This is a genomic window from Enterobacter cloacae complex sp. I2, from assembly GCF_014896205.1.
Lineage (GTDB): Bacteria > Pseudomonadota > Gammaproteobacteria > Enterobacterales > Enterobacteriaceae > Enterobacter > Enterobacter quasihormaechei.
In genome coordinates, this window is record NZ_JADBRA010000003.1 from 22439 (window position 1) to 37193 (window position 14755).

At 57.2% G+C, this 14755-nt stretch carries 12 protein-coding genes; 10 read left to right on the top strand and 2 right to left on the bottom strand.

Translation table 11 applies throughout. From position 1 onward, the window contains the following. The first annotated feature begins 19 nt into the window (after window positions 1-19). From ycaR to IM300_RS03115, 3 genes are all read left to right on the top strand, one after another. Window positions 20-202 (top strand): protein YcaR, encoded by a 183-nt coding sequence (gene ycaR / locus IM300_RS03105; RefSeq protein ID WP_006174474.1) that lies wholly within the window; start codon window positions 20-22, stop codon window positions 200-202. Continuing rightward, entirely contained in the window at window positions 199-945 is a 747-nt protein-coding gene (gene kdsB / locus IM300_RS03110; protein ID WP_193035273.1) for a 3-deoxy-manno-octulosonate cytidylyltransferase, read from the top strand. Before ycaR ends, kdsB begins: the two co-directional genes overlap by 4 nt. Window positions 946-1076: 131 nt before the next feature. Next, window positions 1077-1970 carry a YcbJ family phosphotransferase gene (locus IM300_RS03115; RefSeq protein WP_112792827.1) on the top strand — a complete coding sequence of 298 codons (894 nt, stop codon included), beginning with the start codon at window positions 1077-1079 and terminating at the stop codon, window positions 1968-1970. On the opposite strand, the gene elyC is transcribed toward IM300_RS03115, so the two are convergent. Beyond that, window positions 1947-2726 carry an envelope biogenesis factor ElyC gene (gene elyC, locus IM300_RS03120; RefSeq protein WP_107535057.1) on the bottom strand — a complete coding sequence of 260 codons (780 nt, stop codon included), beginning with the start codon at window positions 2724-2726 and terminating at the stop codon, window positions 1947-1949. The genes IM300_RS03115 and elyC overlap by 24 nt on opposite strands. A 120-nt stretch (window positions 2727-2846) precedes the next feature. Between elyC and cmoM the strand changes: the two genes are divergently transcribed. The 7 genes from cmoM (at window position 2847) to IM300_RS03155 (ending at window position 13482) form a co-directional block, all read left to right on the top strand. After that, window positions 2847-3626, top strand: coding sequence for a tRNA uridine 5-oxyacetic acid(34) methyltransferase CmoM (gene cmoM / locus IM300_RS03125; RefSeq protein ID WP_063449157.1), 780 nt, complete (start codon window positions 2847-2849; stop codon window positions 3624-3626). Between the two features lie 3 nt (window positions 3627-3629). Then, entirely contained in the window at window positions 3630-4952 is a 1323-nt protein-coding gene (mukF, locus tag IM300_RS03130) for a chromosome partition protein MukF (RefSeq protein WP_041910621.1), read from the top strand. Then, window positions 4933-5637, top strand: a complete 705-nt coding sequence (gene mukE / locus IM300_RS03135) for a chromosome partition protein MukE (RefSeq protein WP_049132609.1) — start codon at window positions 4933-4935, stop codon at window positions 5635-5637. Before mukF ends, mukE begins: the two co-directional genes overlap by 20 nt. Further along, complete coding sequence (gene mukB / locus IM300_RS03140) at window positions 5637-10085, top strand: chromosome partition protein MukB (RefSeq protein ID WP_193035275.1); 4449 nt, start codon at window positions 5637-5639, stop codon at window positions 10083-10085. The genes mukE and mukB overlap by 1 nt, the downstream gene beginning before the upstream one ends. A gap of 178 nt (window positions 10086-10263) precedes the next feature. Beyond that, window positions 10264-12087, top strand: a complete 1824-nt coding sequence (ldtD, locus tag IM300_RS03145) for a L,D-transpeptidase (RefSeq protein WP_193035277.1) — start codon at window positions 10264-10266, stop codon at window positions 12085-12087. Window positions 12088-12262: 175 nt separating this feature from the next. Continuing rightward, window positions 12263-12814 carry a YcbK family protein gene (locus tag IM300_RS03150; protein ID WP_003858202.1) on the top strand — a complete coding sequence of 184 codons (552 nt, stop codon included), beginning with the start codon at window positions 12263-12265 and terminating at the stop codon, window positions 12812-12814. A 20-nt stretch (window positions 12815-12834) separates the two neighbouring features. Beyond that, window positions 12835-13482 (top strand): MBL fold metallo-hydrolase, encoded by a 648-nt coding sequence (locus tag IM300_RS03155; protein ID WP_063866286.1) that lies wholly within the window; start codon window positions 12835-12837, stop codon window positions 13480-13482. 53 nt (window positions 13483-13535) lie between these two features. Here IM300_RS03155 and IM300_RS03160 read toward each other — a convergent pair whose 3' ends face one another. Next, on the bottom strand, window positions 13536-14726 hold the full coding sequence (locus IM300_RS03160; protein ID WP_102749628.1) for an amino acid aminotransferase: 1191 nt from the start codon (window positions 14724-14726) through the stop codon (window positions 13536-13538). Window positions 14727-14755 lie beyond the last annotated feature (29 nt).

The window sequence follows — 14755 nt, forward strand, 5'->3', positions numbered from 1 at the left end:
TTACCCATACGGAGGAACTATGGATCACCGTTTACTTGAAATTATTGCCTGCCCGGTGTGCAACGGCAAACTGTACTACAGCCAGGATAAACAAGAGCTGATTTGCAAACTGGACAGCCTGGCGTTCCCGCTGCGTGACGGTATTCCGGTCCTGCTGGAAAACGAAGCCCGTTCGCTGGTGGCAGAAGAGAGCAAACCATGAGTTTTGTTGTCATTATCCCAGCGCGCTATGCTTCAACGCGCCTGCCGGGTAAACCGCTGGTGGATATCAACGGTAAGTCGATGATTGTGCACGTCCTTGAACGGGCGCGCGAATCGGGTGCTGGCCGCGTTATTGTCGCTACCGATCACCCGGACGTTGCGCGTGCGGTTGAGGCCGCGGGTGGGGAAGTATGCATGACCCGTGCCGACCATCAGTCAGGCACCGAGCGCCTGGCGGAAGTCGTCGAAAAATGCGGTTTCAGCGACGAGACGGTGATTGTAAACGTGCAGGGCGATGAGCCGATGATCCCGGCGGCAATTATCCGTCAGGTGGCCGACAACCTGGCCCAGCGTCAGGTCGGCATGGCGACACTTGCGGTGCCGATTCACCACGCAGAAGAGGCGTTCAATCCGAATGCGGTGAAGGTTGTCATGGATGCCGAGGGCTACGCGCTCTATTTCTCCCGCGCCACCATTCCATGGGATCGCGATCGTTTCGCGCAATCGAAAGAGACGATCGGCGAAACCTTCCTGCGCCATATCGGTATTTACGGCTACCGCGCCGGCTTTATTCGCCGCTATGTCGCCTGGGCGCCAAGCCCGCTGGAGCATATCGAAATGCTCGAACAGCTTCGCGTGCTGTGGTACGGCGAGAAAATTCACGTTGCGGTAGCCCAGGAAGTCCCTGGTACCGGCGTGGATACGCCTGAAGATCTTGAGCGCGTACGCGTCGAAATGCGTTAATTCGCAGCCATCCCCTCGTTCTGAGGGGATGTTCTTCTCCCTTTTCTTTTTCATTATTGATCTCGACCGGGTGACATCCGGGTTTCGTACGCTCATTATAAAAGCAGTAGTCTTAATGGGGGTAATCTCATATGGAACAACTGCGTGCTGAACTGAGTCATCTCCTTGGCGAAAAGCTAAGCCGGGTGGAGTGCGTAAATGAAAAGGCTGATACCGCGCTCTGGGCGTTGTATGACAGTCAGGGAAACCCCATGCCGCTGATGGCCAGAAGTTTTAGCTCGCCGGGCGTCGCCAGACAGCTGGCCTGGAAAACGTCGATGCTGGCGCGGGAAGGAACGGTCCGTATGCCAACGGTTTACGGCGTGATGACCCATGAGGAGCATCCCGGCCCGGATGTTCTGCTGATTGAGCGCTTACACGGGGTTTCTGTAGAAGCCCCGACGCGGACGCCGGCGCGCTGGGAGCAGCTCAAGGACCAGATTGTCGAAGCCCTGCTTGGCTGGCACCGGCACGACAGCCGCGGTCTGGTTGGCGCGGTAGACAGCACCCAGGAAAACCTGTGGCCGCTGTGGTATCGCCAGCGCGTTGAAGTGCTGTGGGGCACGCTCAACCAGTTCAACAACACCGGTTTGACGATGCAGGACAAACGCATCCTGTTCCGTACCCGGGAATGTCTGCCCGCGCTGTTTGAGGGTTTTAACGACAACTGTGTGCTGATTCATGGCAACTTCACGCTGCGCAGCATGCTAAAAGACTCGCGCAGCGATCAGCTTCTGGCGATGGTCGGACCGGGGATAATGCTCTGGGCGCCGCGCGAGTACGAGCTGTTCAGGCTGAGCGAGGGCGGGGCGGCGGAAGAGTTGCTCTGGCATTATCTTCAGCGCGCCCCCGTTGCGGAGGCCTTTCTCTGGCGGCGCTGGCTCTATCTGCTCTGGGATGAGGTGGCGCAGCTGGTCAACACCGGGCGCTTTAATCGCGCCAGTTTCGATCTTGCCGCAACGTCACTCTTGCCCTGGCTTGCCTGACGAACCCTTGAGCCACTGCCACAGGCGGCCAAGCGTCTCGTAGCCGACGCGGTCGCTGTGCATCAGCCATACCGGGGACGGGATTATCCGTTCCCACGGGTTGAGCGGGGCGTCAATGGCCAGCTGGTTTGCCGGAGCAGGAAGCGGATGCAGACCCTGCTTCTCAAAGAAAATCATTGCGCGTGGCAGGTGTGAAGCAGAGGTTACCAGCAGGAACGGCACGTCACCGATAGCCTGTTTCACCGCCGCAGCCTCTTCTTCGGTATCTTTTGGGCTATCCAGCGTGATGATGTCGGAACGCGGTACGCCAAGCGATTCAGCCACTCTTGCCCCTGCTTCAGCGGTGCTGACCGGGTTGGTTTTTGCCGCAGCGCCCGTGAAGATCATCTTCGATCCCGGGTTGGCAAGCCACAGGCGGATCCCCTCGTTCAGGCGCGGCAGGCTGTTGTTGATCAGGTTTGAGCTGGGGGCCCAGTCAGGGTCCCAGGTATACCCGCCGCCCAGCACCACGATGTAATCCACTTTCTGGTTTCCCTGCCACGTCGGGTAGGTGTTCTCTATCGGGCGTAATAAACCGTCGGCGACAGGTTGCAGGCTAAGCAACAGCAGCGCCAGCCAGCCCGCGGTGACGAGAGATTTACCGCTTTTCTGAAAGCGGCTAAACCATATCAATCCCAGCCCCAGGGCGATGACGAGCAGCAGCAGGGGAAGGGGAAGCATCATGCCTCCGATATATTTTTTTAGGGTAAAAAGCATCCTTTTTGGTTCCTTTTTTAACCATACAGCAGGTGATTGCCCGTGATATTACACCAGAGTGGTTCATTCTCCGCGCGGGTGTGACAAAATAGCGGTTTTGCAGTGAGTGGAACCCTCCCAATGCGGGATCGCAATTTTGATGACATCGCGGAAAAGTTTTCGCGCAACATTTATGGCACCACCAAAGGTCAGCTTCGTCAGACGATCCTCTGGCAGGATCTGGACAAGCTGCTGGCGGAATTCGGTGATCGACAGTTGCGCGTGCTGGATGCCGGCGGTGGGGAAGGTCAGACTGCAATTTTGATGGCGCAGCGGGGGCATCACGTCACGCTGTGCGATCTTTCTGCCGAGATGGTTGCGCGCGCCGAGCGAGCGGCAGAAGAGAAAGGTGTGAGCGACAACATGCATTTTATACATTGCGCCGCTCAGGACATTCCGCAGCATTTGGAAACGCAGGTTGATCTGATATTGTTTCATGCTGTGCTCGAATGGGTCGCCGAACCGCAGGCGATGTTAAAAACGCTGTGGTCGATGTTGCGCCCGGGCGGTGCGTTATCGCTGATGTTCTACAACGCCAACGGCCTGCTGATGCGAAACGTGCTGGTGGGCAATTTTGGCTACGTACAGCAGGGCATGTATAAAAAGAAACGACGCACGCTGTCACCGGATTTCCCCCGTGAACCGCAGCAGGTCTATGGCTGGCTGGAGGAGATCGGCTGGGAAATTACCGGCAAAACCGGCGTGAGGGTGTTTCATGATTATCTGCGTGATAAACAAAAACAGGACGACTGTTTAGACGCCTTAACAGAAATAGAGACGCGGTACTGCCGCCAGGAGCCTTACCTGAGCCTTGGTCGCTATATCCACGTCACCGCGCGCAAGCCGCAGATGCAAGGATAATCTATGAGTGAATTTTCCCAGACAGTCCCCGAACTGGTTGCCTGGGCCAGGAAAAACGATTTCTCCATCTCGCTGCCGGTAGACAGACTCTCTTTCCTGCTGGCGGTTGCGACGCTGAACGGCGAACGCCTGGATGGCGAAATGAGTGAAGGCGAACTGGTGGACGCGTTCCGCCACGTCAGTGATGCGTTTGAGCAAACCAGCGAAACCATTAGCGTGCGTGCCAACAACGCAATCAATGATATGGTGCGTCAACGTCTGCTGAACCGCTTTACCAGCGAGCAGGCGGAAGGAAACGCCATCTATCGTCTGACGCCACTGGGCATTGGCATTACCGATTACTACATCCGCCAGCGCGAATTTTCCACGCTGCGTCTCTCCATGCAGCTCTCCATTGTTGCAGGCGAGCTGAAGCGTGCCGCCGACGCGGCCGATGAAAACGGTGACGAGTTCCACTGGCACCGCAACGTTTACGCGCCGCTGAAATACTCCGTCGCTGAGATTTTCGACAGTATCGATCTGACTCAGCGTCTGATGGACGAACAGCAGCAGCAGGTGAAAGACGATATTGCCCAGCTGCTGAATAAAGACTGGCGCGCGGCCATTTCCAGCTGTGAACTCTTATTGTCAGAAACGTCCGGTACGCTGCGTGAGTTGCAGGATACGCTGGAGGCGGCGGGGGACAAGCTACAGGCCAACCTGCTGCGCATCCAGGACGCGACGCTGGCGCACGACGATCTGCATTTTATCGATCGTCTGGTGTTCGATCTGCAAAGCAAGCTTGACCGCATTATCAGCTGGGGCCAGCAGTCGATCGACCTGTGGATCGGGTACGATCGCCACGTGCATAAATTTATCCGTACCGCTATCGATATGGATAAGAACCGCGTCTTTGCACAGCGTCTGCGCCAGTCGGTACAGACCTACTTTGACGCGCCGTGGGCGCTGACCTACGCTAACGCCGATCGTTTGCTGGATATGCGCGACGAAGAGATGGCGCTGCGCGATGAAGAGGTCACCGGTGAACTGCCGCCGGATCTGGAATACGAAGAATTTAACGAAATTCGCGAGCAGCTTGCGGCGATGATCGAAGAACAGCTCGCTGTCTACAAAACCAGACAAGCGCCGCTGGATCTTGGCCTCGTGGTGCGCGACTATCTGGCGCAGTATCCGCGAGCGCGCCACTTCGATGTAGCCCGCATTGTTGTAGACCAGGCGGTGCGCCTGGGCATCGCACAAGCCGATTTCACCGGACTGCCGCCGAAGTGGCAGCCGATTAACGATTACGGAGCCAAGGTACAGGCGCATGTCATTGACAAATATTGAAAACGTGATGCCAGTTAAGCTGGCACAGGCGCTGGCAAATCCGTTGTTTCCGGCGCTGGACAGCCAGCTGCGTGCCGGTCGTCACATTGGCCTTGACGAGCTGGATAATCACGCCTTTTTGATGGACTTCCAGGAGTATCTGGAAGAGTTCTACGCTCGCTATAACGTTGAGCTGATCCGCGCGCCGGAAGGATTTTTCTACCTGCGCCCGCGCTCTACCACGCTTATTCCGCGCTCGGTGCTTTCCGAACTGGACATGATGGTCGGCAAAATTCTCTGCTACCTCTACCTCAGCCCGGAACGTCTGGCGAATGAAGGGATCTTCACCCAGCAGGAGCTTTACGATGAGCTGCTGTCGCTGGCGGATGAAAGCAAGCTTCTGAAGCTGGTGAACAACCGTTCGACGGGGTCCGATCTGGACCGTCAGAAATTACAGGAAAAAGTACGTTCCTCCCTCAACCGCCTGCGCCGTCTGGGGATGGTGTGGTTCATGGGCCACGACAGCAGCAAATTCCGCATCACCGAATCGGTCTTCCGCTTTGGCGCCGACGTGCGCGCGGGTGACGATGCGCGTGAAGCGCAGCTGCGCATGATCCGTGACGGTGAAGCGATGCCGGTGGAAAACCATTTGCAGCTCAATGACGAGCATGAAGAGAATCAGCCGGATAGCGGGGAGGAAGAGTAATGATTGAACGCGGTAAATTTCGCTCACTAACGCTGATCAACTGGAACGGCTTCTTTGCCCGAACCTTCGATCTGGATGAGCTGGTGACGACGCTCTCCGGCGGTAACGGGGCGGGTAAATCCACCACCATGGCGGCCTTCGTCACGGCGCTGATCCCTGACCTGACCCTGCTGCACTTCCGTAATACCACCGAAGCCGGCGCAACGAGCGGCTCTCGTGATAAAGGTCTGCACGGTAAGCTAAAAGCGGGCGTCTGTTATTCCGTGCTGGACGTGATCAACTCCCGCCATCAGCGCGTGGTTGTGGGCGTACGTCTGCAACAGGTTGCCGGCCGCGACCGTAAGGTGGATATCAAGCCGTTTGCGATCCAGGGGCTGCCAACCTCCGTGCAGCCGACCGCGCTGCTGACGGAAACCCTGAATGAACGCCAGGCGCGCGTCCTGACGCTCCAGGAGCTGAAGGACAAGCTGGAAGCCATCGAAGGCGTGCAGTTTAAGCAGTTTAACTCCATCACCGACTACCACTCCCTGATGTTCGATCTCGGCGTGGTTGCCCGTCGTCTGCGCAGCGCGTCAGATCGTAGTAAATACTACCGTCTGATTGAAGCCTCCCTGTACGGCGGTATCTCCAGCGCCATTACCCGCTCCCTGCGCGACTACCTGCTGCCGGAAAACAGCGGCGTGCGTAAGGCCTTCCAGGATATGGAAGCTGCGCTGCGTGAAAACCGCATGACGCTGGAAGCAATTCGCGTTACGCAGTCTGACCGCGACCTGTTTAAGCACCTGATCAGCGAAGCCACCAACTACGTGGCGGCGGATTACATGCGTCACGCCAACGAGCGCCGCATTCATCTCGATCAGGCGCTGGAGTACCGCCGCGAGCTGTTTACCTCCCGTAAACAGCTGGTGGCCGAGCAGTATAAGCATGTCGAAATGGCGCGCGAGCTGGGCGAGCACAACGGTGCAGAAGGGGATCTGGAAGCCGATTACCAGGCCGCCAGCGATCATCTGAACCTGGTGCAGACCGCACTGCGTCAGCAGGAAAAAATCGAGCGCTATGAAGCCGATCTTGACGAGCTGCAAATTCGTCTTGAAGAACAAAATGAAGTGGTGGCCGAAGCCGCCGATTTGCAGGAAGAGAACGAAGCCCGCGCTGAAGCCGCCGAGCTGGAAGTGGATGAGCTGAAAAGCCAGCTCGCGGATTACCAGCAGGCGCTGGACGTGCAGCAGACGCGTGCGATCCAGTACAACCAGGCGCTACAGGCGTTGCAGCGCGCCAAAGAGCTGTGCCACCTGCCGGACCTGACCCCGGAAAGCGCTGATGAATGGCTGGATACCTTCCAGGCCAAAGAGCAGGAAGCCACCGAAAAACTGCTTTCTCTCGACCAGAAAATGAGCGTGGCGCAAACCGCGCACAGCCAGTTTGAGCAGGCGTACCAGCTGGTGGTGGCGATTAACGGTCCGCTCGCGCGTAACGAAGCGTGGGACGTTGCCCGTGAACTGCTGCGCGATGGCGTCAATCAGCGCCATCTGGCCGAGCAGGTGCAGCCGCTGCGCATGCGCCTCAACGAGCTGGAACAGCGTCTGCGCGAACAGCAGGAAGCCGAGCGTCTGCTGGCGGAGTTCTGCAAACGGCAGGGTAAACGTTACGATTTTGACGAGCTTGAGGCCCTGCATCAGGAGCTGGAAGCGCGTATTGCGGCTCTGTCCGATACCGTATCAAATGCCAGCGAACAGCGTATGACGCTGCGTCAGGAGCTGGAACAGCTTCAGTCCCGTTCGAAGACGCTCTTGCAGCGTGCGCCGATCTGGCTGGCCGCACAAAGCAGCCTGAACCAGCTCAGCGAGCAGTGTGGCCAGGAGTTTGCGTCCAGCCAGGACGTCACCGAATACATGCAACAGCTGCTGGAGCGCGAGCGCGAAGCGATTGTTGAGCGTGATGAAGTGGGCGCGCGCAAGCGTGACGTCGATGAAGAGATCGAGCGTTTAAGCCAGCCAGGTGGCTCTGAAGATCCGCGCCTGAATGCCTTAGCCGAGCGCTTCGGCGGCGTGCTGCTGTCTGAGATTTATGACGACGTTGGCCTGGACGATGCGCCGTACTTCTCCGCGCTGTACGGTCCGTCCCGTAACGCGATTGTGGTGCCGGACCTGTCGCTGATTTCTGACCAGCTTGCAGGGCTGGAAGACTGTCCGGAAGATCTCTACCTCATCGAAGGGGATCCGCAGTCGTTTGATGACAGCGTATTCAGCGTCGACGAGCTGGAAAAAGCGGTGGTGGTGAAAATCGCCGAACGCCAGTGGCGCTACTCGCGCTTCCCGGAACTGCCGCTGTTTGGCCGCGCCGCGCGTGAAAGCCGCATTGAAAGCCTGCACGCCGAGCGCGAAACGCTTTCCGAACGATTCGCGACCCTCTCGTTTGACGTGCAGAAAACCCAGCGTCTGCATCAGGCGTTCAGCCGCTTTATCGGCAGCCATCTGGGCGTGGCCTTTGAGCCCGATCCGGAAGCCGAAATTCGCAAGCTCAACACCCGCCGCGGTGAGCTGGAGCGCGCGCTGGCCAGCCATGAAAATGACAACCAGCAGAGCCGCGTCCAGTTCGAGCAGGCGAAAGAGGGCGTTGCGGCGCTTAACCGCATTCTGCCGCGCCTGAACCTGCTGGCGGACGATACGCTCGCCGACCGCGTGGATGAAATTCAGGAACGACTGGACGAGGCGCAGGAAGCCGCGCGCTTTGTGCAGCAGCACGGCAATCAGCTGGCGAAGCTGGAGCCGATGGTTTCCGTTCTCCAGAGCGACCCGGAACAGTTTGAGCAGTTAAAAGAGGATTACGCCTGGTCACAGCAGGTGCAGCGCGAAGCGCGTCAGCAGGCCTTTGCCCTGACGGAAGTGGTGCAACGTCGCGCGCACTTCGGCTACTCCGATTCAGCAGAAATGCTGAGCGGGAACAGCGATCTTAATGAAAAGCTGCGCCAGCGCCTTGAGCAGGCGGAAGCGGAACGTACCCGCGCGCGCGAAGCGATGCGTACTCACGCCGCACAGCTGAGCCAGTACAGCCAGGTGATGGCGTCGTTGAAAAGCTCCTTCGACACCAAGAAAGAGCTGTTAAACGACCTGCATAAAGAGTTGCAGGACATTGGCGTGCGCGCCGACAGCGGTGCAGAAGAGCGGGCACGTATTCGCCGCGATGAGCTGCATGCGCAGCTCAGCAACAACCGTGCGCGTCGTAATCAGCTGGAAAAAGCGCTGACCTTCTGTGAAGCGGAGATGGACAACCTGACGCGTCGCCTGCGCAAGCTGGAACGTGACTATCACGAGATGCGCGAGCAGGTTGTGACCGCGAAGGCGGGCTGGTGCGCGGTCATGCGCATGGTGAAAGACAATAACGTGGAGCGACGTCTGCATCGCCGCGAGCTGGCGTATCTGTCGGCCGATGAACTGCGTTCTATGTCGGATAAGGCGCTGGGCGCGCTGCGTCTGGCGGTGGCGGATAACGAACACCTGCGCGACGTGCTGCGCATGTCCGAAGATCCGAAGCGTCCAGAGCGCAAAATCCAGTTCTTCGTGGCGGTGTATCAGCACTTACGCGAGCGTATCCGTCAGGACATCATCCGTACCGACGATCCGGTTGAAGCGATCGAACAGATGGAGATCGAGCTGGGCCGTCTGACGGAAGAGCTGACCTCCCGCGAGCAGAAGCTGGCAATCAGTTCCCGCAGCGTGGCGAACATTATTCGTAAAACCATTCAGCGCGAGCAGAACCGTATCCGTCAGCTGAACCAGGGCCTGCAAAGCGTGTCGTTTGGCCAGGTCAACAGCGTGCGTCTGAACGTGAACGTGCGCGAGGCGCACTCCACGCTGCTGGACGTGCTGTCTGAACAGCACGAGCAGCATCAGGATCTGTTCAACAGCAACCGCCTGACCTTCTCCGAAGCGCTGGCGAAGCTGTATCAGCGTCTGAATCCGCAGATTGACATGGGCCAGCGTACGCCGCAAACCATCGGCGAGGAGCTGCTGGACTACCGCAACTACCTGGAAATGGAGGTTGAGGTTAACCGTGGCTCTGACGGCTGGCTGCGCGCGGAATCCGGCGCGCTCTCCACCGGTGAAGCCATCGGTACCGGTATGTCGATTCTGGTGATGGTGGTGCAGAGCTGGGAAGATGAAGCGCGTCGTCTGCGCGGCAAAGACATCTCCCCATGCCGCCTGCTGTTCCTTGATGAAGCGGCGCGTCTCGATGCCCGCTCCATCGCCACGCTGTTTGAGCTTTGCGATCGTCTTGATATGCAGCTCATTATCGCGGCGCCGGAAAACATCAGTCCGGAAAAAGGGACGACCTATAAGCTGGTGCGTAAGGTGTTTCAGAACACCGAGCACGTGCACGTTGTTGGCCTGCGCGGCTTCGCACCGCAGCCGCCGGAGTCCTTACCCGGCACGGCTGACGCCTCGTAAGGCAGCTCAGACAAAAGGCGGCGCGTATGCGCCGCTTTTTTTATTCACTTAACTTGTGTTCAGGGCTGCGTTATCTTTAAACTTCTTTACATAAGGTAAGGCAACAGCGTGTATGCCTTTCTATACTGAAGGAAAGCTCCAGAATAATGGGCATGTCGTGAAAAACAGGGGGCAAGGGATGTTGCTTAAGAAGAATCGTGGTCATCAGCTGTCTGCGCTGAGTTTATGCCTGACGGTGATGTTTGCTCCACTGTTTAGCGCTCAGGCCGATGAGCCTGAAATTGTACCGACTGACAGCTCCGCGACGATGGGCGCGCAGCCGACGTCGCTGTCACAACCGCTGGATCAGTCTCCGGCGACGGCCATTATGGCCGGCTTCAAACCGCTGCCGGAAGGCATCGACACGGAATCATTACGCCAGCAGCTGATGACCGGGCTGCCCTCGGGCTTTACCCCCGCTTATATTAATCAGCTTACGCTGCTTTACGCCGCGCGCGACATGAAGCCGATGTGGGAAAATCGCGATGCGGTCCGTGCCTTCCAGCAGCAGCTGGCTGAAGTGGCGATTGCAGGTTTTCAGCCGCAGTTCACCACCTGGGTTGAGCTTTTGACCGACCCTGCCGTGACCGGACAGGCGCGTGACGTGGTGCTGTCTGATGCCATGATGGGCTACTTACAGTTTGTGGCGGGCATTTCGGTGAACGGCAACCGCTGGCTATACAGCAGTAAACCGTACAAGCTGGCGACGCCTGCGCTGTCCGTCATCAATCAGTGGCAACTGTCGCTCGATAACGGTGAACTACCGCGCTTTATCGCAAGCCTTGCGCCTGCCCATCCGCAATATGCCACGATGCATCAGTCGCTCCTTGAGCTGGTTGCGGATTCCCGCCCGTGGCCCCAGCTGCGTGGAACAGCAACGCTTCGTCCGGGGCAGTGGAGCAGCGATGTGCCTGCGATCCGCGAAATCATGAAACGGTCCGGCATGCTTGACGGCGGCCCTAAAATTGCCCTGCCAGGCGACGAGACGCAAAACGCGGTCGTCAGCCCGTCGGCGCCGGTCAAAGAGAAAACCGCCGTTGCGCAGAGCAATAAGCCCGCCGCTTACGATCGCGAGCTGGTTGCGGCGGTTAAGCAGTTCCAGGCTGCGCAGGGGCTGGGCGCCGACGGCGTGATTGGTCCATCCACCCGCGACTGGCTGAACGTCTCTCCGGCCCAGCGGGCAGGGGTGCTGGCGCTGAATATCCAGCGCTTGCGCTTGCTGCCGGGTACTTTATCCACCGGCATTATGGTTAACATTCCGGCCTACTCGCTGGTCTACTATCAGGACGGAAGCGAAGTGCTGGCGTCCCGTGTGATTGTAGGTCGACCTGACCGTAAAACGCCGATGATGAGCAGCGCGCTGAATAACGTGGTGGTTAACCCACCGTGGAACGTGCCGCCGACGCTGGCGCGCAAGGATATCCTGCCTAAGGTCTGGAATGACCCGGGTTATCTGGAGCGACACAACTATACGGTGATGCGCGGCTGGAACAGCAAAGAGACGATTGACCCCTGGATGGTCGACTGGTCAACGATTACCCCGTCGAACCTGCCGTTCCGTTTCCAGCAGGCACCGGGTGCGCATAACTCGCTGGGACGTTACAAATTCAATATGCCAAGCTCGGACGCTATCTATCTGCATGATACCCCGAACCATAATCTGTTCCAGAAAGACGCTCGCGCGCTCAGTTCTGGCTGCGTTCGCGTGAATAAGGCCTCGGAGCTGGCGAATATGCTGTTGCAGGATGCAGGCTGGAACGATACGCGGATATCAGATGCCCTGAAGCAGGGGGATACGCGTTACGTCAATATCCGCCACAATATCCCGGTCAATCTTTACTATCTGACGGCGTTTGTGGGGGCAGACGGACGTACCCAGTATCGTACAGATATTTACAATTATGATCTGACAGCGCGATCCGGCGCACAAATCTTGCCAAAAGCGGAACAATTAATCAGGTAAATGAAGTAGTTCGGTGAAAATGATTGTCGTAAGTTATGGTGAATATAAGGCGATCTGTCTGCAAGCCGCGTATTCACTGGGGTTGGGCGCCTTGACGTAGCAGGTTTTGCCAGTTATGGTGCCCTTCGTGCGCTAAGCATATTGACAATTTCTTTTACCTGTAGACCTGATTATCATGGACAAATTTGACGCTAATCGCCGCAAATTGCTGGCGTTAGGTGGCGTTGCGCTGGGCGCAGCTGCCATCCTTCCGACGCCAGCATTTGCCACCCTCTCGACACCTCGTCCGCGTATTTTAACGCTCAACAATCTGCATACTGGTGAGACGCTTAAAGCGGAGTTTTTCGATGGCAGAGGCTATATTCAGGATGAATTAGCAAGACTCAACCATTTTTTCCGTGATTTCCGCGCGAACAAAATCAAAGCCATCGATCCTGGATTATTCGATCAGCTTTACCGCTTGCAGGGACTGCTGGGGACCAAAAGGCCGGTGCAGCTCATTTCTGGCTATCGCTCTCTGGATACCAACAATGAACTGCGCGCCCACAGCCGTGGGGTAGCGAAAAAAAGCTATCACACGAAAGGGCAGGCGATGGATTTCCATATTGAAGGCGTTTCGTTAGCCAATATTCGCAAAGCGGCGTTATCTATGCGCGCAGGTGGTGTAGGATACTACCCACGTAGCAACTTTGTGCATATTGATACCGGGCCGGTTCGGCACTGGTAATAACGAAACACAGGAGCAGTATGAACTATCGTATTATTCCGGTTACCGCGTTCTCACAGAACTGTTCATTGATCTGGTGTGAACAAACTAAACTGGCCGCGCTTGTCGATCCCGGCGGTGACGCTGAGACAATCAAGCAGGAAGTCGCTGCCAGCGGTGTAACGTTGATGCAGATTTTACTGACCCATGGTCATCTCGACCATGTGGGTGCAGCGGCTGAACTGGCTGAACACTACGGTGTGCCGATTATCGGCCCGGAAAAAGAAGATGAGTTCTGGCTACAGGGATTACCTGCTCAAAGCCGTATGTTTGGCCTGGAAGACTGTCAGCCATTGACACCTGACCGCTGGCTGAACGAAGGCGATCGCGTTAACGTAGGGAATGTGACTTTACAGGTGTTGCATTGCCCGGGGCATACGCCCGGTCATATCGTCTTCTTTGATGACTCGTCGCGTCTGCTGATTTCGGGTGACGTGATTTTCAAAGGGGGCGTAGGACGCAGCGATTTCCCGCGCGGCGATCACGGTCAGCTGATTCAGTCGATTAAGCAGAAGTTATTGCCGTTAGGTGATGACGTGACGTTTATTCCTGGCCACGGTCCGAAGTCGACGCTGGGCGATGAGCGGTTGCATAACCCGTTCCTTCAGGATGAAATGCCCGTCTGGTAAACCCGGTTAAATAAAAAAAGCCTGCATGATGCAGGCTTTTTTATGGGTGCTGATTACAGCACTGCGACAATGGCTTCGCACAGTGGTGCCATGTTGTCAGGCGTCATGCCTGCAACGTTCACGCGACCAGAGGCAACGGCATACACGCCAAACTCTTCACGCAGGCGCAGCACCTGCTCTTTGGTCAGGCCGCTGAAGGAGAACATGCCGTTCTGCTTGATGATGAAGCTGAAATCACGGTTAGCGCCTTTCTCTGCCAGCGTGTTCACAAACAGCAGACGCATGCGCTGAATGCGCTGACGCATATCGTTCAGCTCTTGTTCCCAGATTGCGCGCAGCGCATCGTTGCTCAGGATCGTCGCAACGACAGACGCACCGTGTGCTGGTGGGTTGGAGTAGTTAGCGCGGATTACGGATTTCATCTGGCTGAATGCGCGATCGACGGTTGCTTCGTCAGCAGCCACCAGCGTACAGGCACCGACGCGCTCGTTATACAGGCCAAAGTTCTTGGAGTAGGAGCTTGCGACAATCAGTTCCTGATGCACTGCGGCGAAGGCGCGCAGCCCTTCAGCATCTTCTTCCAGACCACGAGCAAAGCCCTGGTAAGCGAAGTCGAACAGCGGCAGCCAGCCTTTTTCTACAGACAGCTTAGCCAGCTGTTCCCACTGCTCAAGCGTAGGATCGATACCGGTTGGGTTATGGCAGCAGCCGTGGAACAGCACCACATCGCCTGCCTGGGCTTCGCTCAGGCTGGCCAGCAGGCCGTCGAAGTCCAGCGCGTGGTTTGCCGCGTCGTAATAGGCATATTCACGCACTTCCAGACCCGCGGAGTTGAACACGCTCTTGTGGTTCGGCCAGCTTGGGTTGCTTACCCACACGCGCTTGACGGAGGTGTTTTTCGCCAGAAAATCTGCCGCCACGCGCAGTGCGCCGGTACCACCAGGGGTCTGCGCCGTGCGGGCGCGTTTTTCGCTCACAATGGTGCTGCCTTTGCCGAACAGCAGCTCCTGGGTGCAGCGACCAAATTCAGGAATACCATCAATACCGAGGTAGTTTTTGGTGGTTTCGTTTTCCAGCAGATACTGCTCAGCTTTTTTAACGCTGGTCAGTACCGGAGTCTTGCCGGTTTCATCTTTATATACACCAATACCCAGGTTGATTTTGCCAGGGCGGTCGTCGGCACGAAACAGATCGGCCAGGCCCAGAATTGGGTCGGCAGGAGCGGCAGTAATGTTCTCAAACATGACGAAGTTCCATTGTGATTACAGAAGTG